General features: G+C 42.2%; 20 protein-coding genes. 9 read left to right on the top strand and 11 right to left on the bottom strand.

Annotated features, from left to right (window positions below; genetic code table 11):
• Positions 1 to 158 precede the first annotated feature (158 nt).
• A complete protein-coding gene (locus E7L17_RS03330; protein ID WP_316321846.1) occupies positions 159 to 377 on the top strand; it encodes a CDIF630_02480 family spore surface protein in 219 nt (72 codons plus the stop codon).
• 218 nt (positions 378 to 595) lie between these two features.
• On the top strand, positions 596 to 1186 hold the full coding sequence (locus tag E7L17_RS03325; RefSeq protein WP_316321845.1) for a manganese efflux pump MntP family protein: 591 nt from the start codon (positions 596 to 598) through the stop codon (positions 1184 to 1186).
• A 1-nt stretch (position 1187) separates the two neighbouring features.
• Here E7L17_RS03325 and E7L17_RS03320 read toward each other — a convergent pair whose 3' ends face one another.
• Both E7L17_RS03320 and E7L17_RS03315 read right to left on the bottom strand, forming a co-directional pair.
• Positions 1188 to 4334, bottom strand: coding sequence for an SMC family ATPase (locus E7L17_RS03320; protein WP_316321844.1), 3147 nt, complete (start codon positions 4332 to 4334; stop codon positions 1188 to 1190).
• Positions 4331 to 5485 (bottom strand): exonuclease SbcCD subunit D, encoded by a 1155-nt coding sequence (locus E7L17_RS03315; RefSeq protein ID WP_316321843.1) that lies wholly within the window; start codon positions 5483 to 5485, stop codon positions 4331 to 4333. The genes E7L17_RS03320 and E7L17_RS03315 overlap by 4 nt, the downstream gene beginning before the upstream one ends.
• 443 nt (positions 5486 to 5928) lie before the next feature.
• Here E7L17_RS03315 and E7L17_RS03310 point away from each other — a divergent pair, with 443 nt between their 5' ends.
• Entirely contained in the window at positions 5929 to 6099 is a 171-nt protein-coding gene (locus E7L17_RS03310) for a hypothetical protein (RefSeq protein WP_316321842.1), read from the top strand.
• Between the two features lie 109 nt (positions 6100 to 6208).
• Here the strand turns inward: E7L17_RS03310 and E7L17_RS03305 are convergent, their stop codons facing one another.
• The 3 genes from E7L17_RS03305 to E7L17_RS03295 all read right to left on the bottom strand — a co-directional run bounded on the left by E7L17_RS03305 (position 6209) and on the right by E7L17_RS03295 (position 10321).
• Entirely contained in the window at positions 6209 to 7891 is a 1683-nt protein-coding gene (locus E7L17_RS03305) for a glutamine--tRNA ligase/YqeY domain fusion protein (RefSeq protein WP_316321954.1), read from the bottom strand.
• Positions 7892 to 7904: 13 nt separating this feature from the next.
• Complete coding sequence (gltX, locus tag E7L17_RS03300) at positions 7905 to 9362, bottom strand: glutamate--tRNA ligase (RefSeq protein ID WP_316321841.1); 1458 nt, start codon at positions 9360 to 9362, stop codon at positions 7905 to 7907.
• Positions 9363 to 9523: 161 nt separating this feature from the next.
• Positions 9524 to 10321 carry a M15 family metallopeptidase gene (locus tag E7L17_RS03295; RefSeq protein ID WP_316321840.1) on the bottom strand — a complete coding sequence of 266 codons (798 nt, stop codon included), beginning with the start codon at positions 10319 to 10321 and terminating at the stop codon, positions 9524 to 9526.
• 223 nt (positions 10322 to 10544) lie between these two features.
• On the opposite strand from E7L17_RS03295, the gene E7L17_RS03290 reads away from it, so the two are divergent.
• The 4 genes from E7L17_RS03290 to E7L17_RS03275 all read left to right on the top strand — a co-directional run bounded on the left by E7L17_RS03290 (position 10545) and on the right by E7L17_RS03275 (position 11802).
• A complete protein-coding gene (locus E7L17_RS03290; protein WP_316321839.1) occupies positions 10545 to 10718 on the top strand; it encodes a DUF1540 domain-containing protein in 174 nt (57 codons plus the stop codon).
• A 180-nt stretch (positions 10719 to 10898) separates the two neighbouring features.
• Entirely contained in the window at positions 10899 to 11384 is a 486-nt protein-coding gene (locus tag E7L17_RS03285; RefSeq protein ID WP_316321838.1) for an amidase domain-containing protein, read from the top strand.
• 83 nt (positions 11385 to 11467) lie between these two features.
• Complete coding sequence (locus tag E7L17_RS03280) at positions 11468 to 11644, top strand: hypothetical protein (RefSeq protein ID WP_316321837.1); 177 nt, start codon at positions 11468 to 11470, stop codon at positions 11642 to 11644.
• 2 nt (positions 11645 to 11646) lie between these two features.
• Positions 11647 to 11802 carry a hypothetical protein gene (locus E7L17_RS03275; RefSeq protein ID WP_316321836.1) on the top strand — a complete coding sequence of 52 codons (156 nt, stop codon included), beginning with the start codon at positions 11647 to 11649 and terminating at the stop codon, positions 11800 to 11802.
• 61 nt (positions 11803 to 11863) lie between these two features.
• On the opposite strand, the gene E7L17_RS03270 is transcribed toward E7L17_RS03275, so the two are convergent.
• From E7L17_RS03270 to E7L17_RS03255, 4 genes are all read right to left on the bottom strand, one after another.
• Positions 11864 to 13372: an IMP dehydrogenase gene (locus E7L17_RS03270; RefSeq protein ID WP_316321835.1), complete on the bottom strand. Its 1509-nt coding sequence runs from the start codon at positions 13370 to 13372 to the stop codon at positions 11864 to 11866.
• Between the two features lie 143 nt (positions 13373 to 13515).
• A complete protein-coding gene (locus E7L17_RS03265) occupies positions 13516 to 14097 on the bottom strand; it encodes a hydrolase (protein WP_316321834.1) in 582 nt (193 codons plus the stop codon).
• 243 nt (positions 14098 to 14340) lie between these two features.
• On the bottom strand, positions 14341 to 15030 hold the full coding sequence (locus E7L17_RS03260) for a DUF3298 and DUF4163 domain-containing protein (protein ID WP_316321833.1): 690 nt from the start codon (positions 15028 to 15030) through the stop codon (positions 14341 to 14343).
• A 130-nt stretch (positions 15031 to 15160) separates the two neighbouring features.
• A complete protein-coding gene (locus E7L17_RS03255) occupies positions 15161 to 16474 on the bottom strand; it encodes an O-antigen ligase family protein (protein ID WP_316321832.1) in 1314 nt (437 codons plus the stop codon).
• A gap of 197 nt (positions 16475 to 16671) precedes the next feature.
• Between E7L17_RS03255 and E7L17_RS03250 the strand changes: the two genes are divergently transcribed.
• Together E7L17_RS03250 and E7L17_RS03245 are read left to right on the top strand one after the other, a co-directional pair.
• The gene (locus E7L17_RS03250; RefSeq protein ID WP_316321831.1) at positions 16672 to 19047 is read left to right on the top strand and encodes a cation-translocating P-type ATPase; all 2376 of its coding nucleotides are present in this window, start codon (positions 16672 to 16674) and stop codon (positions 19045 to 19047) included.
• Between the two features lie 142 nt (positions 19048 to 19189).
• Positions 19190 to 20935 carry a hypothetical protein gene (locus E7L17_RS03245; protein WP_316321830.1) on the top strand — a complete coding sequence of 582 codons (1746 nt, stop codon included), beginning with the start codon at positions 19190 to 19192 and terminating at the stop codon, positions 20933 to 20935.
• 136 nt (positions 20936 to 21071) lie between these two features.
• On the opposite strand, the gene E7L17_RS03240 is transcribed toward E7L17_RS03245, so the two are convergent.
• Complete coding sequence (locus E7L17_RS03240; protein ID WP_316321829.1) at positions 21072 to 21809, bottom strand: SH3 domain-containing protein; 738 nt, start codon at positions 21807 to 21809, stop codon at positions 21072 to 21074.
• 63 nt (positions 21810 to 21872) lie between these two features.
• A complete protein-coding gene (locus tag E7L17_RS03235) occupies positions 21873 to 22748 on the bottom strand; it encodes a polysaccharide deacetylase family protein (RefSeq protein ID WP_316321828.1) in 876 nt (291 codons plus the stop codon).
• Positions 22749 to 22771: the final 23 nt, after the last annotated feature.

Raw genomic sequence — 22771 nt, 5'->3', positions numbered from 1 at the left:
AACCTTCATCCCTCTTTATTTTCCCAATTGTAAACATAAATTGATTAAAATAAATCAAGTTTACTCTTATCTATTTTATCATGTTTTTAGCGTAGTAGCAAACAAAAGTGCGTATTTTTTCAATGTGATGTCGCACAATAAAACAGGAGGTGTACCAGATGCTATTTCACAAAAAAGACAAAGATGAATTTGAAGGTCATAGTTCGCTAAATTCCGCTGCAAAAGTAACGGGCCCCGGGCCGGAACGGGATGACACCGATAAAATAACCATACCCATTACCTACCCGGATAAACGTTACCGCAAAACAAAAGCTGCGATGCCATCTGACCAAAACGTGGAAATCGCAAAAGAATGGGTCGATTTTAACACAAAATAAGAGGAAGTGGAGAGAACAAAATAACTGGTTCTCTCCACTTTTTATATCATTTGGTAATTAAAAAAATGATAATGATGTCGATTCTAATCTAAAAAATATCACACGATTTAAACAATGAAAAACAAAAATGACTACATAATTTTGCTTCGCATTCAATATATTCAATAAAGAGCCCCAACTTATTTTAAAAACCTATTTCAATTGAAGGGAAGCTGCATATGGATTATTTTTCCCTCGTGGGAATTGCCGTTGGTCTTTCAATGGATGCTCTGGCGGCCTCAGTAGCAAACGGAACTGCCGTAAAAAAGGTAACGCCTGCATTCGCATTAAAAGTAGGGTTAACCTTTGGTATCTTTCAGGCATTTATGCCCTGCCTTGGCTGGGCTTTGGGAACTGCAGGAGCGGGTTTACTAATACATATTGAGCACTGGCTTGCCCTTCTGCTGCTAACGTATTTGGGCTCACAGATGGTATGGGAATCTTGTTTTGGGGAACGAGCAGAGGAGGCAAGATTTCACACCGTTGGCAAACGTGCTCTGCTTCTTCAGGCGATTGCAACCAGTATAGATGCTTTGGCAACCGGAATTATTCTTCCCTCGTCTGTGGGTATACACAGCATACCGCAAATGGTGTTTTCTGTGTCTCTAATTGGAATCATCACTCTTGTTCTCTGCTTTGCAGGCGTATACCTTGGAAGAAGATTTGGCAGCTTACTCTCAGGCCGTGCAGAAATTGCTGGCGGAATTATCCTCATTTTGATTGGTGTAAAAATATTTGCAGAGCACTGGTTCTTCTCCATGGGCATGTGAATTATCGGCTGGTTAAAACAACCTTACTCCCGGTAACACTTTTTTGTATGGTGATTTTTTTATCGATTTTCTCTTTAAGCTCTGGTACGTGAGAGATTATACCGACCAGGCGATCGCCGGTAGTGAGTGCCGCAAGTGCCGTGATCGCCTGATCCAAGGATTCGGAATCAAGCGTACCAAAGCCCTCGTCGATAAACATGGTGTCGATTTGCACCCCTCCGGCGTAGCTCTGAATAACATCGGACAACCCTAACGCAAGAGACAGAGACGCTTTAAAGGATTCGCCGCCCGAGAGGGAACGTACAGAGCGAAGCTTACCGGTATAATAATCCATTACATCCAGCTCTAAACCCGATTGACTGCGGTTATCTTCGGGAATTTCTTTGCGTAAAAGTTCAAAGCGCCCATTGGTCATTCGGCTCATGCGTTGATTTGCCTGCGCAATCACCTTTTGAAAATAAGCGGCCTGCACATATTGCTCAAATGCCAGTTTTTGGCGTTCCGGTAGTTCTCCGTTTGCCGTTTTAGAAAGGGAGGAAAGCATTAAATAACGCTGCTCCAGTTTCACTTTCTCTTGAATAGAAGCCTGGATTTTATGAAGAGTTCTATCATTTGCAAAATAACGCTGCGATGTTTGCGATACAATTTCTTCGTAGATTGCTTTCTCCTGTTTTAAAGCTTCCTGCCGCAAAGATAGCTTTTCGGCGTCTACCGGTTCTTTTCCCTTTGTTTCTTCCATCAATCGCCGAATGGTCTCTTGATTAAACCGTTGGTTTTCCAAAAATGCTTGCACCTCTTTGCGCCAGTCTTCAATATGACTCTGGTTCGCAAGTGCTTCCCGGTATTCTTCTTCGCTAAACTGATTTTCGTTTAGGATGCTATAATACTCTTGTTCGGTTTGCCCGAGCTTCTTTTTTTGCTCAGAGAGTTGATTTATATTCTCTTTTATTACGGCTCGCACGTTTTCAATCTCATTCCGGCATTTTGTATACGCAGACTCACTATTTATTAGTCTCTGCTTGCTATCGTGCAATTGCTTCTCAACATCTGCTATCCTTTGTTGCAACTCTTCTTCTGTTTTACATGGCAGTTTTTGCAACAACATCGCTGTTTCGGCTTGCTTTGCACTCACCTGTGAAGAGAGGCGTGATTGTTCTTCCGTTTCTTTTTGCACCAGCTCTTCGTTTTCTTTTGCTCGTACTTGAACTTCTTCAAGTTGCTTACCCCAGTTCTCCCGGTTGGTGCAGAGTAATTTTAGCTCACTGTATTTCGTCTCAAGTGCCTTTTTTCTCTCCGTGTTCTCTTTCCCCAAAATGACAATCTTGTTCTTGAGCGCAGAAAGCTCTTCCGGCATTGCCACACCCGGCAGAACTTGCTGCCATTGTTGGTTTAGAGATTGACTAGCGGATTGAATGCGTACTTCTTTCCCATGGGCATTCGTGCTTGCTTCTCGCAAGCGCGCAGAAGCCTGTTCCTGCTGAGCCCGTATGTGTTGGAGCTCTTGCTCATTCGGCGCTCCTGAGACAATCTGAGCTTTTTGAGGATGCTCTTTTGAGCCGCAAACCGGACAAGGCATTCCAGATTGCAAACTTTCGGCTAATACACCTGCTTGTTGACGAAAATATAGCAGCTCCTTTTCTTCGCAAAAGCGATGTATCGACCGATACTCCTCTTCTTTTGCTACATACGCCTTTTGTGCCAGCTCTTTTTCTTCTTGCAAAGAGGCTAATCCTTTTGCCATTTCATGCAGCTGCAGCAAGCTGGTGCGTAAGGCTTCTGCCGCTTCTTTTTCCTTTTCGCACTTTACAATATCTACCGGTGCTTGAGCGGTTTGATTCAGCTGAGTTTGAAGCTCATTCTGCTTTTGGGTAAAAGCATCTCTTTGCTTTAAAGTTTTCTCTAAGGATATTCTACTTTGCTTGAGAGCACCTTCCAAACTATTTTGCTGCAGTACAAGCACTTTGTAGTGATGATAATCTGGCAATGCAGAGCGAAGCCCCGCAAGCTGTTCTGCTAGTTTTGTTCTCTGCGGCTCTGCCTCTTGCTCTTTTAGAAAGCTTTGCTCAAGAGAAACCAGTTGTTTTTCGAGAAGTAATCCGCGTTCCTTATAAACCTGAATTCCTTTCTCTAATTCAAGCACATTCTCCTTTGAAGAAAGATATATCTTTTCGATTGGTCTTACACGTTCTACTGCTGCACTTGCTCGTTTTGCCAGCGATTCTGTCTGCCGTACCAAGGGTTCCTGTATTGTTATATTTTCTCTGTTTTTTTGTGCTTGCTCCAGTTCACGAAACATTCGATTCAGCTGTTCCGCACGGGTCATTTCTGCAATGAGCAATGCTTCTGACTTAGATAAAACCTCCTGTTGAAGCTTTTGAGCAGAAAGCAAAGCTTCATCTTCCTTTTGCATTTTATTCCAATGGTTGAGCATCTCGTCGAGGCGATGAAGGTTTTTTTCGGCTTTCCACTCTTGCAGCAATGGGCTCTCCGCTTGATCTGTACTGTAAAGTAGATTACCTGTGTACTGTATTATAGCTTTACAGCAATCTTCCCAGACTAACCTAGCAGCCTTTTCTTGTTTCTTTAGTTCGAATTGCACTGCTTCTAACGGAGCGGTACCGAATACACGCCGAAAAATCTCCGCGCGTTCCCGATGGTCTGCCAAAAGGAGCTTTAAAAATTCACCTTGTGCAATCATGGCAATTTGTTTAAATTGTTTATAATCAATCCCAAGCAGTTCTACTATGGCGGCGGTTACCCGCACATTTCCCGTAATCACTTTATCATCCGGGAAAGTAAGCGAGGCATCCCCAGGTTCATCTGTAAAACCCTCCCTGCTCTTTTTGGGACGGCGATATTTTGGGTTTCTACGAACCAAGTATTCTTGCCCACGGTGCAAAAAAAGAAGCTCCACAAAAGTCTTTTCTTCCGGGTTGGCAAAATCACTGCGCAGGCTTTCTACCGGACGAACCGTACCGCTAGATTCTCCAAACAATGCAAACGAAATTGCGTCAAACAGTGTCGTTTTACCGGCACCCGTATCACCCGTGATTAAAAAGAGACCCATGGAACCAAACTTCTCAAAAGGAACTTCCACTCTACCTGCAAAGGGGCCAAATGCACTCACAATTAAATGCTTTGGTTTCATCGTGTTCCCTCCCCTATACTCTGGAACAGTGACCGCATAAATTCAGCCTGTACTTGCGTCATTTCTTTTTGATTCTGTATTTGAAAGAAATCTTCAAACAACTCAAATGTTGTTTTTTTTGAGAGATCCTCTCCCGAAGCGGCATTTTTTTGTCCTCTTTCACTGCTGGAGCGATTTTCAAACTCCAGCCGCATAATATTGGGGTAAAAGCGCCTTAATTTTCCAATGGGATCCATGAGTTCCTCTGTATTGGTTAGGGTAGCGTGAATGTAATCCTCCGCATTTGCAGAAGCGACTACCTGCGGGTCGGTAAGCTGTTCGATTGACCCACGAATCTCTCGCATATCGCGTAAGGGAACCAGTTGTATTTGGCGAATCTGCGTGTTTCCTTTCTCCAGCAGCTCTACAATCGTTACCGATTTTTTCTGGCGGCATTCGGAAAAGGAATATTTTAATGGAGAGCCTGCATATCGAATGGTATCGCGCATCATTTTTTGAGGGCCATGTAGGTGCCCAAGTGCAACATAATCAAAAGCGTGAAATACTCCTGCATCCACTGCATCTGATCCCCCTACATAGGCTGTTTCCGAATCTGATTGCTGGGGCAGTTCTCCCCTATTTGTAATAAACTGATGTGCTACCAGCACTCTTCGGCAAACCGCATCAGGGGAAATTGGCTCTAGCACCTTGCGAACGGCATCTTCTGTCCTTAAAAGCTCTTCTTCCGGGAAAAAAGAAGCAACTAACGCAGGCTTTATAAACGGCAGCAAGTAAAGCTCTACGGTTCCATATGTATCCTCCAGCAAAAATGGCTCAAGCGTACCATTATAGGACGAAGCAATAGTAATTCCCTGCTTGCAAAGAATGCGGCTGCCAAAGCTTAAACGCTCTGCAGAATCGTGATTGCCGCAAATCATATATACCGGTAAATTAAGAAAAGCCAACCCTGTTAAAAAATCATCCAATACCGAAACCGCATCTCCCGGTGGTATGGTTTTATCGTAAACGTCTCCTGCAATTAAAACCGCATCCGGTTTTTCTTCTTTTGCAATCGTTATAATCTGCTTTAATATGGCGCTCTGGTCTTCCAACATACTAAACTCGTTGACCCGCTTTCCAATGTGCAAATCCGCCAAATGCAGCAGTTTCATACAATCCTCCATTTCTGTAAAGAAAACCGGCGCCGGGGCTATATTCAGCCTGCCGCGCCGGTACTAACTCTCTTTTCCACTCATTAGCGGCCCTTTTTCAGGCTGACAATTTGGAGCACGGTAATTGTTACACTAACCAATGTAGAAACGATACCTAATACCAAGCTGGCGATAGTTAAGCTCTTCTGCATTTATTTCACCCCATTCATTTTTATATTTTTAACTATACAGTAAAAATCGAATGATACTTCCATTATTTATTTAGATAGTTCGCTTAGAGCATGTACATCTCTTATAAAAAAGCCCTACTGTTCTTTTGTACATTATACCATTTTCTAGTTCGATGGGAAAGCCTTGTAGGAAAAAATGAGTTTTGTTACATTGGCGAAACTACATACTACTGCATAATATATGGATACCAGCATCTGTACGGAGGTGGAAACATGGAAATTCGCACAAAGATATACGACTGCAAGAATCCCGAACAAAATCCAATACCCCGTTGGATGGGGTACTACGGAAAAACGGAGAAAGGCAGTCTGGAATTAGATCTTGTGCAGCAATTTAAGCAAAATCCAGAAAGCTTTTTCCCAGAGTTTATTCAGAAAAAGTGAGGGCGTTGCGCCTGGTAATACACCGGCGCACGCCGATTTTGCCGCCAGCTGAATCTGCGGCGTTAGAAATGCCCCGGCTTTGCGTGATGCAGGCCGGGGCAAGCTGTTTTTATTTTTTATTAAAGCTATCTTTCAGAGAGACTGAGCGATTGAATATGGGGTACTCCGGCGTACTGTCAAGATCCGGGCAGAAATAACCCTGGCGCATGAATTGGAAGGATGCCGGTGCCGAGGCTTTTGCCACATCCGGCTCTACCTTACAATCCTTAAGAATCTTAAGGGAATCGGGATTTAAAAGCTCTAAGAACTCACCGGATTCTGGGTCGGGTACGGTAAACAGATTATCGTAGACACGAACCTCAGCCGTAACCGCAGATTTTGCATCTACCCAATGAATGGTACCCTTTACCTTTCTCCCATCTGGCGTATTACCGCCACGGGTTGCAGGGTCGTACTCGGCGTACACTTCAATTACATTTCCGTCATCGTCCTTTTTACAGCCGGTGCAACGAACGATGTACGTTGTTTTTAGGCGCACTTCGTTCCCGGGAAATAACCGGAAGTAGCCCTTGGGTGGAGCTTCTGTAAAGTCATCGCGTTCAATATATACCTCACGTGAAAAATCAACTTTACGGGTTCCATCTTCCGGCCGATTTGGATTGTTTTCTACTTCAAATTCTTCTACCTGATTCTCCGGGTAGTTAGTAATAATCAGCTTAATGGGGTCTAGCACACACATTACGCGCTGCGCATTCAGGTTGAGGTCTTCTCTCAGGCAATGCTCTAAGAACGAATACTCTACCGTGCTGTTAACTTTCGAAACACCAAGGCGCTCAATAAAGTTTCGAATGGAAGCCGGTGTATAACCACGACGGCGCAGACCGCACAAGGTGGGCATACGGGGGTCATCCCAACCGGAAACAAACTCTTTTTCTACCAACAAACGCAAGCGGCGCTTGCTCATTACCGTATTATTAATGCCGAGGCGCGCGAACTCAATTTGACGTGGCTTTGAGGGCAAATCCACATTCTGAATGACCCAATCGTAAAGCGGACGGTGGTCTTCAAACTCAAGGGAACACAGTGAGTGCGTAATACCCTCCATCGCATCCTCAATGGGGTGCGCGTAATCGTACATAGGGTAAATACACCACTTGTCACCGGTTCTATGATGGTTCGTATGGCTAATACGATACAACACCGGATCTCTCATATTAAAGTTGCCGGATTCCAAGTCGATTTTGGCACGCAGGGTCATGGTTCCATCCGGGAATTCCCCTGCACGCATCCGATGGAATAAATCAAGGCTTTCTTCCACTGGGCGGTCACGAAATGGGCTGACGGCGGGGCTCTTTAAATCGCCGCGATTCTCTCTCATCTGTTCGGGAGTGAGCTGACAAACATAGGCTAATCCCTTTTCAATCAGCTTTTCTGCAAGCTGATACATGGTCTCAAAATAATCGGAGGCATAATAAAACCGATCTTCCCAATCGTAACCAAGCCACTGAATATCTTCCTTAATGGCATCTACATATTCCGTGTCTTCTTTACTGGGGTTGGTATCGTCCATACGCAGGTTACATATTCCGCCAAATTTTTCTGCGGTTCCAAAGTCAATGCAAATTGCTTTGGCATGGCCGATATGCAGGTAGCCGTTTGGCTCTGGTGGAAAACGAGTGTGTACACGCTCACCCTCAAAACGCCCGCCCGGCGCAATATCCTCTGCCACGAATTCGTGGATAAAATGTCCTGTAATTTCCTGATTCAAAGGTTCCTTGATTTCTTCGCTCATCATTATTTACCCATTACCCTTCACATTTTTTCAAACCAAGCTCCAGTCGGCGCAACGATTCTTCTTGACCCAATATGGCCAGAATCTCCATAGCACCACCCGGTGTAACGGTTTGTCCGGCTGCCGCAATGCGAACCGGCCAGAGCAGTGTTCCGTTCTTTACCTCAAGGCGCTCTGCCAGTTGCAAAAGAACGGCATGAAGGCTAGGTACAGACCACTCAGTTAACTCTTTGAGTACCTCAATAGCTTCTTTTAGCAAAGGAACACAATTCTCAAGAGTTGTTTTACTCTTTTTATTAACAAAGAAATCTGCAGGATACTCCGGCAGTTCTTTTAAGAAAGCAACCATTTCCGGTATTTGAGTCAGTTTTGTTACACGGGGCTGCAAAATGAGTGTAAGAACAGACCAATCAGCTTGTGTATCACCAAATCCCTCACGATAATAAGGCATTGCCAACTCGGTAAATTGTTCTGGTGTCATAGCACGCAGGTATTCCCCATTGAGCCAAGTAAGCTTATCATAATCAAAAATTGCGGGAGACTTGCTAATTCCCTCAATAGTGAAGCGCTCTGTTAGCCCTTGCATGTCCATTTTCTCTTCGTTGTCTTTCGGGCACCAGCCCAAAAGCGCAATGTAGTTAATGATTGCCTCGGGCAAGTAACCCTCCTTAAGCAAATCGGCAAAACCGGTTGAGCCGTGGCGCTTTGAAAGCTTCGAAGCGGTACCATCCGCATTTCTACCCTTAATCAATGGCAAATGCACATAAGTAGGAATCTGCCAGCCAAAGGCCTGATAAAGTAAATTGTATTTTGGGGTAGACGATAAATACTCGCTACCGCGTACTACATGGGTAATTTCCATGAGGTGATCGTCAATTACATTTGCAAAGTTATAGGTTGGAAAGCCATCAGACTTTAAAAGTACCTGGTCCTCAAGCTCTTTATTGTCAACCGAAATATCGCCGTATACAGCATCGTGGAATGTCGTAGAGCCTTCTGTCGGCATTTTCTGGCGAATGACATAAGGCGTACCAGAAGCAAGCAGACGGTCAATTTCTTCTTGCGGCAGGGTACGGCAATGGCGGTCGTACCCGCCAAACGAATTCTCTTCATGCAAAGAGGCAAGGCGCTCCTTTGTGCAGAAGCAAAAGTATGCCTTCCCCTCCTGTACAAGCTGTTCGGCAAATTTTTTATAGGTTCCCATGCGCTCGCTCTGGATATATGGCCCAAAATTGCCGCCGATGTCGGGACCTTCGTCGTGCTGTAAGCCAACTGTTTTCAGGGTGTCGTAAATCACCTCAACAGCGCCCTCAACTTGGCGCTCCTGATCTGTATCTTCAATTCTAAGGATGAAATCTCCACCCTCATGCTTTGCAATCAGGTATTCATACAACGCGGTACGCAAATTGCCCACGTGCATAAATCCGGTGGGACTAGGCGCAAATCTGGTTCTTATTTTTTTCTCTTGCATATCAACACCCCTTCAGGATTCAGTCATTTCTTGCTTTGTATCATTTCCCTGAAAAAGAATAACGGTTGAAGATTTCCCCCGCCGAGGGCGGGGGAAATCTTCGCGTTCCTCTTTCGAAAGTAAAGCCTCTTTTTGTTATTATATCAAAATTTGGGATTTATTCAATTATTTTCTTCTTTTAACGCCAAGTATTTCACGTATTCTTCAAGGCACATCCCGAGTTCTTTCATTTTCATAGCATTTTCTTTCCCTACATATCGGTAATGCCAAGGTTCAAACATAATTTTAGTATTGCTCTCTTCTTCTTTTGGATACCGAAGTATAAAACCGTATTCCGCAGCATGTTGCTGGAGCCATGCGTACCCTTTTTCATGTTCAAAATCGGCGCGAACTCCATTTAAGTCAATCGCTAAACCGGTATTATGCTCGCTATGGCCAGGCTTTGCAACTGCCGCGGCAGCTTTTTCTCGTGCTTCTTCTGAAGACATGCCTTTTTTCTCATTTTCTTTAATTTCTCGTTCAAGCAACTCCTTTTGAAGCTGAGGGGCTCGGTACGCGGAGGAAATCCAAAAGGTGATTCCTTCTTTGGAAGCTGCTTCACTCATTTGGCGGTAAGGCTCTACTAGCCGTTCGTCCATTTCCATATCATACGCCTTTAGCAACTTGGGCGCATACTGTTCGGGAAGTGCATATTCCCAATTCACCAAAATTAAATCGCTGTCTTTCTCCCACACTTTTGAAATTTTTTCAATAGTAATGGAAGACTCAGGGGCAGACTCAGGGGCAGGACTCTTCGATTGCTGTACATAGGATGATGAAGTATTGGTTGAGAACGTTTTTACCCAATGAATCATGGGTTCATTTTGTGCTAAAAATAAAAATAACATGGATGATATTAATATTAAAAGACAAAGCAACAGCAATTTAGCTGTGGATTTCATTTTATTACGTCTGCTCATTGTTTTGCTCCTTTTTCCATTCTTTCCCTTATGTTACCTAATTTTATTTAAAATATGATAAAGACCTAATTTATAGCTAACTAAATTATATGACATTGTCTGACACCATACTTACTTATACTACCACTCATATCGATTTGAAGCAATCTCAAAAATTACACTTCATAAATTGTTCTTTTTTTTACATACTAAAAGAAGCCTTTGAATGAAAGGAGGCGTACTAATGACAAATTCGAATAGCCGCCCTAATCCGTCTATCGGTTGCAGCGTGGAGCAGTGTCGTTTTCATTGCCAGGCTCAGGATTTCTGTTCTTTGGAAAAAATTCAGGTAGGTACTCATGAACAGAACCCTTCTATGGACCAGTGCACTGATTGCCAATCTTTCCAAGTAAAATAATCTTTTATCATCTGCAAAGTCAGGCGTTTTCACCACTGAGCTCTGCTCGGCGGTGAAAGCGTACATAAAAACCTTTGTTGCATAGGATATATTAAAATTCTTGGCCACAAAATTAAATTTGTGCCAAATTCTTCATTTCATCAATTTTTTGTATCCTACAGATAAACGGAGGTAGCGTTAATGCGTATTGTAGACTATAATAGAGCGGCTGCTGTAGAGTATGCCCGCAAATGGGCTTTTCAAAGAAACCCTGCTTATTATAATTTTGAGAACTTAGGTGGAGACTGCACCAATTTTGCCTCCCAATGCCTTTATGCAGGAAGCGGAGTAATGAATTATACTCCTACGTTTGGTTGGTATTACAGGAGCAGCAGCGATAGAAGTCCCTCTTGGGCGGGTGTGGTCTATCTGCATCAGTTTCTTATCAACAACAAGGGCCCCGGTCCATTTGCAACTGAAACAGATTCCTCAGAAATGATGCCCGGAGATATTATTCAATTTGGCGACCAAACCGGTAGATTTTATCATTCCCCGGTTGTGGTTGCAATAAAACCAGATGAAATATATGTAGCTGCACATACCTTTGACGCTTTCATGAGACCACTAAGCTCTTATATGTATGATCAAATACGTTATTTGCATATTGATGGTGTGCGAAAATACTAATATAAGTATATTTTTCTAAATTTTCCTCTCGTTCCCTGAAATTTCTATGAAAATCAGTGCAAAATATACGAGAGGTGAATAACATGGAGAAAAAATACCCAGATTTATATGCTTTAATGAACGATGACCCAAAGGCTAAAAAATACTTTGAATCTCTACCGGAGCACGTTCGTTCCGCTATTAGCCAGCGCCCCGGCGGCGTGAATTCGTTTGAGAGCCTTTGGAGCTATGCTGACAACTTAACGCAGGGGGATCGATAACAATGATTCTACCACAAGATACCCCTTGGAGTCAGCCATTTTTAGAGGAAGAAATCTGCGATGATCCTCTAAAACCTGTTTCGCAAACAACGGAAGAAGCTTCATATACTCCGTTTCCTTTTAAAGACGATTTTTATCGTCCCGACCAAACATGGTAATAAAAAACACTGTACCAAATTCGGTACAGTGTTTTTGCGTTTCAATGAATGATTGATACCCTTATTTAACTACACTGTTTCCAGCATCCTTAAGAACAACGTCGTGCGCACCACCCTCAACAATAGAGGTTGATGATACGAGTGTAATCTTTGCTTTTTTCTGAAGCTCAGAAATGGTTATCGAACCACAGTTACACATGGTGGAACGAATCTTATTTAAAGTCAGGTTTACGTTATCTTTAAGTGCTCCGGCATAAGGCACATACGAATCAACACCTTCTTCAAAAGAAAGTTTGCTTGCACCGCCCAAATCGTAACGCTGCCAGTTTCTAGCACGATTGGAGCCTTCGCCCCAATATTCTTTCATATAGCTGCCACCAATGGCGACCTTGCCTGTGGGGCTCTCATCAAAACGAGCAAAATAGCGACCCATCATTAAGAAATCGGCGCCCATAGCAAGTGCAAGCGTCATGTGGTAATCATAAACCAAACCGCCGTCAGAGCAAATTGGCACATAAACGCCTGTTCTCTCAAAATATTCGTCACGAGCCTTTGCTACATCGATAAGAGCAGTTGCTTGACCACGGCCAATCCCCTTCTGCTCACGGGTAATACAAATGGAACCTCCGCCAATACCAACCTTCACAAAGTCGGCTCCGCTTTCCACCAAATACATAAAGCCTTCTCTGTCTACTACGTTACCTGCGCCAACCTTTACGGTTTCGCCGTAGTTTTCACGAATCCAGCTTATGGTCTTTTTCTGCCATTCCGAAAATCCTTCGGAAGAATCGATGCAAAGCACATCGGCACCTGCTTCAACCAAAGCAGGAACACGCTCTGCAAAATCGCGGGTATTAATACCGGCACCCACCACATAGCGCTTGTGAGAATCCAATAACTCAAGCTTATTCTCTTTATGAGAAGCGTAGTCTTTACGGAATACCAAATAAACCAGCTGCTGGTTTTCATCCACAATCGGAAGAGCATTGAGCTTATGATCCCAAATAATATTGTTTGTTTCTTTGAGAGTAACACCCTTTTCCGCATATACCAGCTTTGAGAACGGAGTCATAAATTCCGAAACCTTCGTGTCCGTCTCCATACGGCTAACACGGTAGTCGCGGCTTGTTACAATTCCCAACAGCTTGCCGGTTGCTGTGCCGTCTTCAGTAACCGCAACGGTAGAGTGGCCGGTTCTCTCTTTCAAATCCAAAATATCCTGCAAGGTCTGGTCCGGCTTTATGTTGGAGTCACTTACCACAAATCCGGCTTTATAGCTTTTTACTCGTTGAATCATTGCGGCTTCTTCTTCAATGGACTGAGAGCCATAAATAAAAGAAATACCGCCCTCTTTCGCTAGGGCGATTGCCATTTTATCATCGGAAACAGACTGCATAATTGCCGATACCATCGGAATGTTCATCGAAAGTGCAGGCTCTTCATCTTTGTTAAATTTGACTACCGGTGTTTTCAGGCTGACATTTGCCGGAACACAATCGGCGGAGGAATACCCCGGAATCAGCAAATATTCGTTAAACGTGCGGGAAGGCTCCTCAAAATAATAAGCCATGGATAAATCGACTCCTTCTTCATTAAGACTTCTATTTGTTCATTTTATATAATTAGATAATATTATAGTCACATTTCACACCGATGTAAACAGGCTTGTCCTACAAATTCCCTAGCATCCTTGCAAAAAACATGGTTATTATGTCAATGAGCCGAAGAAGTTCCCTTTTCCCGCAAATAAGTAGATTCCAAATCTGCCAAATGCAGCTTTACAGCGATGGGGTATTTTTGATAGGCGTGGCTAATTGCAAAGTTACCGGAACGTGCCGTATCGTCAAACCCACCCATATGCCAGCGGATTGCAACGGCCTCAGAGGGTTTTAAACGCAAAAAGCGTTCAATTAAAAAGACTGATTTTTCGCCATGCCCATAAGGGAAGCTGTCTTCCACCATATAAAACGGCTTCTTTTCCCATGCACCGGTTTCTTCGTTCTTTACGTTTTTGGTAGAGGTTTTATAATACTGTGCCTTACAAACGTCGTGCAAAAGCCCACAGATGGCAAAGCTCTCTTCGCTATCTTTCCCCTCTTCAAAGTGTTTTTCACGCATTAATCGGTAAACATTCACACTGTGCTGTACCAGACCGCTCAGGCAAGCACAATGGAACCTTGTGCTTGCAGGCGCTGTAAAAAAATCAGTGGTTGAGAGCCAATCTAACAGCTCTCTGCTACCAGCACGGTTGATATGTGTTGTAAAAATCTCTTCAAACTCTTCTTTTGCGTTCATTTCTCCTACTCCTTTATATCCGCACTACAAAGCACACAATTAATTATTTCTATAATATCCCAAACCATTTTTCATTTTAGATAGGTATTTAAATTTAAAAATATGAATTTAGATTTTATTATATTTCGGGAGCTCAATTGCTTGTTAGAATATTATAACATAAAGCATATTGACAAGCAATTTCACTTTCACATTGTTTACAAAAGTCCCCCTCCGCCGATTAGCGGAGGGGGACTAACACTTTTATATATTGCAAATAGGTGGGCATTCGAGTTGATCAAATGGAATAGGAAAGGTTACAATCCCAGATACATAGGGAGCGATTTCGTATAACTGAAAATAATATGTTACGCTATTTTCAGTAACATAAAAACGGTTGGGATTAAAATAGCGAGTAATCAGCTTCTGGTAATTTTCAAAATAAATACCGGGGCATTTTCTCATATTTTCATCTGCTTGAAATAATATTTCTTGCAGGATGGCTCTCCGATAAACTGTTTTTGGAAGAAAGAAATCACATGCCTGCACAGCCCTGCAAGCGTTCAGCGACCATGTATCAGACCGACGCACGGTATTGCCATGCGCACCACCGGTGAACTCATATGCGTCTCGGTATAAGCTAACATAGCAGGAGTTGCAGGTAGTGACCTGGTACTTCATAACTGCATCATAAGGGTTAAAAGGATAATCCTTTTGATTGTTAGAATTATGTAATGCACAAGATGCCTGACGGTACAGTATGGTAGCGGCATCATGGAAAAAGCATTCCACCTGCCCCCATATACTGCGGTTTATCACGCTCTCCATTCTTCCACAATTGGGAAGTTCAAATTTCGGATATTCAATTTTTACCGTCAATACTTCCGTTCCACCGCTGCTGAAACTCTTTTCCAAGCAGCACATGGTATAGCAGCACGTTTCTGGCACGCCCATTTTCATCCCTCCCACTATTTAATGATATGCCGCCATTTGAACTTTAGAACAACATTAGAATAGAGGCAATTGTTATAAAAAGAGAAAAAAGAAAAACCCCTGTAAATTACAGAGGTTTCTCTTGAAATTATTAGTTGTTTTTATACACAGGTGCATTTTCTTGCTTGGCGTGCTCCATAAACCCGGTTGCTGCTGCCAAACGCTGGCGAACGCGAAGTATTCCGTTCGCACTTACAGCATTGATTCCCGTAGAAGAGAAAATCAAAAGGAAGAGCATCGCTGTCTGTCCCCAAAAAATAGTGACATCGGTAAAGCCGTGCACCATAATCGCACAGGAACAAGCAGCCAATAAAATATTCATATTACCACAAATTCTACTGCGGAAACGAATCAATACAATTTTAGCCTGGCTGTACAAATATCCGGTCATCACCACTGCACCGACTAGACCAAAATTCAATAATGTATCCAGATACAAGTTGTGAGCGTGATATGTTTTATAACCAAAATATTCTTCACAGGCCAAACGGTAAGCTGCCGCACCTTGGCCAAAGATGGGATGATGCGTAATTCCCTTAATGGAAGTCGTCCAAATATTTACACGCTGATCAAAGGTTTGGTCAATTACCTCTACACGAGGGAATAATTCCGGCAATAAAAGACCTACCGCCACCAAAACCAGACCACCAAGGCCGATTATCATAGCTACCTTGCGCTTCCCTTTCAGGAACAAGAACACAAGCACAGCAAGCCCAAGTGAAAAAATAGCGGACATACTGGCAGAAAGATAAAGCCCCAAAAGGTTGCTTGCAATTACGATCAAATAAAAACGGCGATTCTGTGCGTTGGTTATCATACGATACAAAGCAATTAAAACAACAAATTCAATTATCGTTGCATAGTAATTGGCATTTGTAAAAGTGGATATTGGGCGGAACGTAGGGTTTGTAGCGTACGTGGTTATTTTTTGGAAAACTGCCACTACCGCACAAGCCACACTGCTCAAACAGGCCGTATCCATCGCTTGGTCAAAAAGCTGCTTTGTCATAAAACTGCGAATATAAAAGCCACATACTAAAAGTGCTGCGGCAAAAAGTGAATAAGCAGTTCCAATATGGTTATTGTATACTTGCCCGACAAAGCCGGTAAACAGAAAGAATAAAACAATTCCTACCGAATACAAATCTCCAAAAGCCTCTGCTCGTCTTTCATAATTGATTACCGTCATAAATGCAATAATAGAAACGGCTGCCATACTAACATAAAATGGTAAAAATATAGAGATGGTTAAAAAAAGCACCAACATACCGTTTAAATCTTTGCCCGATCTTAAAGAAATAAAATCGAAAGCGTCTTGCTTAAAAATGGTATCAATCTCCTTTCCTTCTGCAGCAGATTTATGCCCTGCACAGAATCGTGAAATTACAACGCATTTTCTGTTCACCTTCACTAGTCATTCATTATACCACAAATAGATTTTGCAACAAGACGCATAATTGTTAAATGAGTTAATGCCTCGCCATTGTTTTTTGGGTATCTATACAAAAATTATGACCTCAATTTTAATTTTCATCTTATTTACCCATTCCTTTTTTCTCTTTAGGGTATACTGTTTAAAAAACATAAGGTAGATGAAGTGCAATGACTGAACCGCCACAATCTTATTTTGAACGCTTTCATCCCGACTATACAACCGGATTGACGCAGGAACAAATTGACCAACGGCGTCAGCAAGGTCTCTGTAATGGAGAATCGGACATAAAAACGAAGTCGGTAAAAGAAATTGTTTTACAAAACATTATAACACCGTTTAATATATTGAACGCTATTTTAGCTTCGTTGATTTTGCTGGTTGGCTCTTATAAAAATTTGCTTTTTATGGGAGTTATTCTCAGCAATTTAGTGATTGGCATTTTTCAGGAGATACGAGCCAAACGGACGATTGACCGCTTGGCGTTAATTGCTGAGCCAAAAGCAAAAGTAATAAGAAATGGCGAACAGCAAACCATTGAGATTCACGATGTTGTTCTCGATGATATTTTATATTTAGAAGCCGGTAATCAAATTTGCACAGATTGCATTGTGTGCAACGGTGAGTGTGAAGTAAACGAGTCTCTTTTAACCGGTGAGTCAGACCCAATTTGCAAAAAAACAGGCGACTCCTTGCTTTCCGGCAGTTTTATTGTGAGTGGAGCATGCCATGCACAAGTTGAACATGTTGGCAAAGACAATTATGCGGCAAAAATTTCGCAGGATGCCAAATACCTGAAAAAGCCCAACTCAGAAATTATGACCTGGATTAATCGTATCATTAAAGTAATTGGTATTGCGATTGTCCCAATTGGCCTTATCTTATTTTATAAGCAGCATTTCGTATTACAAGCATCTTTTACCCGTTCGATTGTAAGTACCGTTGCTGCTTTAGTTGGTATGATTCCCGAAGGCTTGGTGCTTTTAACGAGTGTAGTACTCGCTGTTAGTGTTATACGCCTCGCGTCTCACAAAACACTGGTTCAAGAACTCTATTGCATTGAAACTCTGGCGCGAGTGGATGTTTTGTGTTTGGATAAAACCGGTACCATTACCGAAGGAACTCTACAACTAGATGATCTGATTCTTCTCGGTGATACATCACAAGAGTCGGCGGAACTGGCTCTCAGTGCACTGGCAAGTACTCTTCCCGATACAAACCCTACGATGGATGCCGTACGTAAAAACTTCTGCTGTACTACTAACTGGAATTGCGAAGAGATGATTCCCTTTTCCTCTGCTAACAAATGGAGCGGAGCCTTTTTTGAAAAGGAAGGCTGTTATGTTTTAGGTGCCCCAGAAATTTTACTGTTGGACAAGTCTTCCGAAATTCGCCAAAAAGCGGATTCTTTCGCGGAAAGCGGACAGCGTGTACTTCTTCTTGTGAAAGCCGCGGGGCATTTTCAGGAGAAAGGGCTGCCAAGAGAATTACAGCCGGTGGGGCTATTGCTGTTTAGCGATAAAATAAGACCGGAAGCCCCACAAACCCTTCTCTATTTTGCAGAACAGGGTGTTGACCTGAAAGTAATTTCTGGCGATAACCCAATTACCGTTTCTAATATTGCGAAAAAAGCTGGCATGCAAAATGCAGATAACTATGTGGATGCAACCACTTTGCAAACGGAGGAAGCTCTTGCAGAAGCCGCAGAGCACTACTCTGTTTTTGGGCGTGTTACTCCCCAGCAAAAGCTGCAGCTTGTAAAAATACTCAAACAGAAAAACCACACCGTAGCGATGACAGGAGATGGCGTTAACGACGTTCTTGCTCTGAAAGAAGCCGATTGCAGTATCGCAATGGCTTCAGGAAGCGACGCAGCCAGAACGGTTTCACAACTAGTATTACTGGATTCAAATTTTGCCTCATTGCCAAAAGTAGTGCATGAAGGGCGGCGCTCTATCAATAATTTACAGCGCTCTGCTTGTTTGTTTTTGGTTAAAGCATTTTTCTCTGCAATCATTGCCGTATTCTTTATTTTTGCACCTTACGATTATCCCTTACAGCCAATTCAATTCTCGTTAATAAACTTGTTTGCAATTGGAATTCCGTCGTTTATTTTAGCTATGGAACCAAATAAAGATCGAATTCGCGGTAAATTTATCGTGAACATTCTAACCAAATCTCTCCCCGGAATGCTTGCGATGGCATTAACGATTATCATTCTAATGCCGGTCAGTAGTTATTTTGGTCTTTCCGGAGATGAGATTTCTACGGTAAGCGTTATTTTAATTGGATTTACGGGATTGGTAAACCTTTTAAGTATCTGTTTGCCTTTCAATACCTTAAGAAAAGTGCTGTTTTATACAATGTCTGGAGGATTCGTCGCCGCAATGCTGCTGTATCACGAATTCTTCTCTCTGGTTCGCCTCTCTCCATCTATGCTTCTCGTTACCGCTGTTATGATGATTTTTTCTGCTTGTGTAATTACAATTATTTACCGTACCGTGAAAAGAATTTATCGTGTTAGCAGCCCTCTCACATTTAAATAAAAGCAAAATAAGATTGCTTATAATTATTGTCGAATTTTGAAATAAAGTGTAAGATAATGCTTTTGTAGAAATAAGCGGGAATTCTCTTATATTATAATGATAACCTCCAATAAAAAATATTATATTGAAGGAGTGTTCCTGGATGTTTAGCACCAATGGCGGCAGTACTACGGAAAACGAAGAAAATTTATTTGAGCAGCCCCCTGTCGATGACCAATCCACTTCATTTGTGGAAAACGAAATCGAGCCACAGAAGCCTAAAAAGAAACTGAATCCAGCTATTATTGCAGTTATATCTGTACTTGTATTGGTAGTTGGTATTTTTGCCGTAGGCAAACTATTTTTTAACCGTGATTTTTCGCAGTTACTGGAAGGCAAAACCAAGTATGCACAAAAAATGGAACTGGCAACAGCAAAACAGAGCGCTAACTTTATTGTAACCAGTTTGGATAAGGGACACACTCTTTTGCAAACGTACACAAAACCGAAAACAATTGAATCCAATATGCAGCTCAATTTCAAATTCGAAGATGAGTTTATAAAGAATTCGGGTCTTTCAAAAGAAGATTCTGCAACAATGCAGCAATTGGTAAACTATATTAACAGCCTGAAGGTTGACTCAAAGATATTAATGAATGAAAAAGGGATGCAGTCAAGCTTTGTACTAAAAGATCCTTCGGCATTAAAGCTTTCCATCAACACATTGTCTTATGAAGATGGTAAAATGTACGTTCAATTTCCTGAGCTTTTAGATAAGTACTTAGATCCCGGTAATTCTACCGTCTCCCCTTATTCATTAGCAAAAACGAAATATGACTCTGCAAAACTGAGAGCAAGTCTAAATAAGCTTGCAAACATTTATGCAGGCGCACTCGCTAATGCAGAAGTAACCGCACAAAATGATGCAAGCGTTACGGTAGATGGCGAAACTGTGCAAGGGCAAAAGCTAACTGCGTCTTTAACCGAACAGCAAACTGCGGAATTGGTAAACGCACTTGCCAAAGCGGTAAAAGAAGACGATTACCTATTTACGATGATTTCAGATAACTATAATCTGTACTCCAACTTATTTGGCGATACAAAGTCGAAAACACTTACGAAAGAGCAGTTTGACTCTGAGATAGACAAAATGTTCTTTATTAAAGATCTAGACATAAACAAGCCTGCTTTCTCTGCAACCTCTTACATTGCTCAAAACGGAGCACTTTTGGCACATTCTTACACAATCAAAGAAACAGATGATACTACAAATCTCACTTACTTGATTGCTGAGAAAAAACAGGCGGTTGAGCTTATGGTAAATGAGAAGTCTGCCCTCCGTTTTTCAAACACAATGACAGAGAAAGATACTGGTAGATTACAGCTAAATGCGATAGCCGAGAAAGGTACCAAAACAGCCGGATTAAATGTAGATTACAGTGCTGCCAAAATCGTGCCCTACCTCGATTATGAAGTTCTTACTGGTAAATATACTATCACCTTGAATGATCCCGACAAAGAAATTGAGAATACATTTAAGGGTACGGATATTCCTGCATGGTTTAGGGATTTCCACAAGATGAGCTTAACAGTAGACACTGCACTCAATGGAGATGAATTACAAAGCGCAATCACATTTGCAGTACCAAAACTTATGACAGTAAGCGCTTCGGAGAAATCTAATGGAACTATGGGCGAAAACACAATTCCTGCCCAGCCGGAGGCAAGTAAGGTTGTTGACCTTACAAAGATCGAATCGAACGAAGCTGCAAATGAGCTTTCCATCAATACAATTAAGTACCTAGCTGAGACCATGAAAAAAGACCCAGAACTTACCGCTCTTTTAGCGAACTTCGGCATTACACAAGAGCAAATGGATACGTTAGCGGCATATTATGCAAAGAACTAATTTAGAATTTTGCTATTAATGTGAAAGTGAAGACGTAGTATAGCAGGGAGACACCAATTGGTGCCTCCCTGCTTTTATTGTTTGGTTTTTTTTATTGTTGATCCATATCTTTTTCTTCATATTAAAAAGAGATAACTCAACGTATGAATTGACTGCTTGCATAGCCAATCGTACCATTATAATTTACAACATACCAACCTTGCCACTCGCCCAACACTGTGATAACAGCACCATTTGGCGCCTGACCAATTACAGCTGCATCCAGACTGGGCTTTCTGCGAATATTCAAATTACCGCCTTGTGTAACCACTTTTGCGGAACGAGCCGGCTGGGGATTGTCGATAAACGGGATTCCAAAAATCTCTGTAAGCGATTTAACCAGATTCTTTGCGATGAGTGGCATGTTATTTACCAACCATTCCGCATCTTCCGGGTTATCGTGGTATGCCGTTTCAATCAGCACAGAGGGGGCATTTGTTTTCGTAATTTCGGCTAACGTGGTTGTGGGCATTATTCTTACCTTATCCGGTGTAGGGGAAATCTCTTTAAAATTTTCTGCAATGATTTCTGCCGCTCGTTTGCCAGCAGCACTGTATGGATAATAGTAAACATCGGTACCGCGCAGTTGTCCAGCAAGTTCTGGAGGTGCAGCATTGGAATGTAGAGCCAAATGCAAATCGTAATACCCCTCGTTTGATTCTCGAATTGCTTGACCAAGAGTCATTCCCACCGTATTTCGAGTAAAACGGATTCCGTTAGCTCTCAGGTAAGGCTCCATGTCATCTGCGAGAATATTCATATGGTATTGCTCGCTTCCGCCATTTACGTATTGATTATACGGCTGCAGGGATGGGCTAAGATAGATATTGGGCATATACAGCTTCCTCCTTTTGTTTTATGATATGCAGGAATAATCAAACCGGTAATTAAAAAAGAATTATTTTAGACACCCTGCAAAGAATTTATCACTTGATTTTCCGGGTCCTCGCAAGAATCTCCCTAATTGGTACAGCCTTTCGGGATCACGCGTAATATCATTAATGCGTTCCTCACAGCTTAATGAAGCACGGAACCCCATGTTACGTATTACTGGGATGGATTCTTTGCTAATGATGCCAAAGGGATACGTAAACGCTGTTGGGGTCCAGCCAGTTTTAGTTCGCATTAACTCCTGCATCTCGGTTAAGTCGTTGACCAACAGTTTTTCATAGGCGTCTGCACTTTCCTGCTTATTTTTTTGCGTCCCAAGTCGGCCGGTATCTTTTGTTCCGTGCAAGTGGTAGCTGTGGTTTTGTATTTCTACCATTCCGGAATCAATCATCTCCTTCATTTCTTTCCATGTAATATGCGAGTACAGTTCATTTTCTTCACCAGATTCACTGTACTTTTCCGAGAAAAAGCCTATCGGAGAGATCACGATTTTCATATTATATTTTAAGGACAAGGGATAGGCATACAAATAATTGTTATAGTACCCATCATCAAACGTCAGCATTACCGGTTTTTCCGGTAACGGCTTTCCCTCGTCAACATAATCAATCAGATCTTGTATTACAATTGCGTTGTAGCCGTTATCCTTTAAATACTTCATGTCACTTTCCAAAAGCTGCGGTGAAATCATATAGGTTCCCTGGTGCTTGCTATCTTTTATTACACCATGGTACATGATAATCGTTAGCGGTATTCCCTCAAATTTTTGCTTGCTGTTTATTGCTCCTACGGTTGCTCCGGTCACGCTAGTAATGAGCAGAATCATAACCATTGCAAGTGCAATCAAGCTTTTTTTGCTTCGCATGCTCACAGTAAAAAACATGAAAATTAGGCCCCTTTTCTTTG

Source organism: Clostridium sp., from assembly GCF_032576335.1.
GTDB lineage: Bacteria > Bacillota > Clostridia > Oscillospirales > Acutalibacteraceae > Faecalispora.
The sequence above is the reverse complement of the archived record's forward strand: the minus strand, read 5'-3'. Positions and strand labels throughout refer to the sequence as shown.

Bases quoted from the DNA above. Each gene is read 5' to 3' on its own strand.
- gltX (WP_316321841.1), bottom strand. From the start codon at position 9,362: ATGCAAGAGAAAAAAATAAGAACCAGATTTGCGCCTAGTCCCACCGGA.
- E7L17_RS03265 (WP_316321834.1), bottom strand. From the start codon at position 14,097: ATGAACGCAAAAGAAGAGTTTGAAGAGATTTTTACAACACATATCAAC.
- E7L17_RS03250 (WP_316321831.1), top strand. From the start codon at position 16,672: ATGACTGAACCGCCACAATCTTATTTTGAACGCTTTCATCCCGACTAT.
- E7L17_RS03330 (WP_316321846.1), top strand. From the start codon at position 159: ATGCTATTTCACAAAAAAGACAAAGATGAATTTGAAGGTCATAGTTCG.
- E7L17_RS03270 (WP_316321835.1), bottom strand. From the start codon at position 13,372: ATGGCTTATTATTTTGAGGAGCCTTCCCGCACGTTTAACGAATATTTG.
- E7L17_RS03245 (WP_316321830.1), top strand. From the start codon at position 19,190: ATGTTTAGCACCAATGGCGGCAGTACTACGGAAAACGAAGAAAATTTA.
- E7L17_RS03280 (WP_316321837.1), top strand. From the start codon at position 11,468: ATGGAGAAAAAATACCCAGATTTATATGCTTTAATGAACGATGACCCA.
- E7L17_RS03325 (WP_316321845.1), top strand. From the start codon at position 596: ATGGATTATTTTTCCCTCGTGGGAATTGCCGTTGGTCTTTCAATGGAT.
- E7L17_RS03290 (WP_316321839.1), top strand. From the start codon at position 10,545: ATGACAAATTCGAATAGCCGCCCTAATCCGTCTATCGGTTGCAGCGTG.
- E7L17_RS03260 (WP_316321833.1), bottom strand. From the start codon at position 15,030: ATGGGCGTGCCAGAAACGTGCTGCTATACCATGTGCTGCTTGGAAAAG.
- E7L17_RS03295 (WP_316321840.1), bottom strand. From the start codon at position 10,321: ATGAGCAGACGTAATAAAATGAAATCCACAGCTAAATTGCTGTTGCTT.
- E7L17_RS03235 (WP_316321828.1), bottom strand. From the start codon at position 22,748: ATGTTTTTTACTGTGAGCATGCGAAGCAAAAAAAGCTTGATTGCACTT.
- E7L17_RS03320 (WP_316321844.1), bottom strand. From the start codon at position 4,334: ATGAAACCAAAGCATTTAATTGTGAGTGCATTTGGCCCCTTTGCAGGT.
- E7L17_RS03310 (WP_316321842.1), top strand. From the start codon at position 5,929: ATGGAAATTCGCACAAAGATATACGACTGCAAGAATCCCGAACAAAAT.
- E7L17_RS03240 (WP_316321829.1), bottom strand. From the start codon at position 21,809: ATGCCCAATATCTATCTTAGCCCATCCCTGCAGCCGTATAATCAATAC.
- E7L17_RS03285 (WP_316321838.1), top strand. From the start codon at position 10,899: ATGCGTATTGTAGACTATAATAGAGCGGCTGCTGTAGAGTATGCCCGC.
- E7L17_RS03305 (WP_316321954.1), bottom strand. From the start codon at position 7,891: ATGAGCGAAGAAATCAAGGAACCTTTGAATCAGGAAATTACAGGACAT.
- E7L17_RS03275 (WP_316321836.1), top strand. From the start codon at position 11,647: ATGATTCTACCACAAGATACCCCTTGGAGTCAGCCATTTTTAGAGGAA.
- E7L17_RS03315 (WP_316321843.1), bottom strand. From the start codon at position 5,485: ATGAAACTGCTGCATTTGGCGGATTTGCACATTGGAAAGCGGGTCAAC.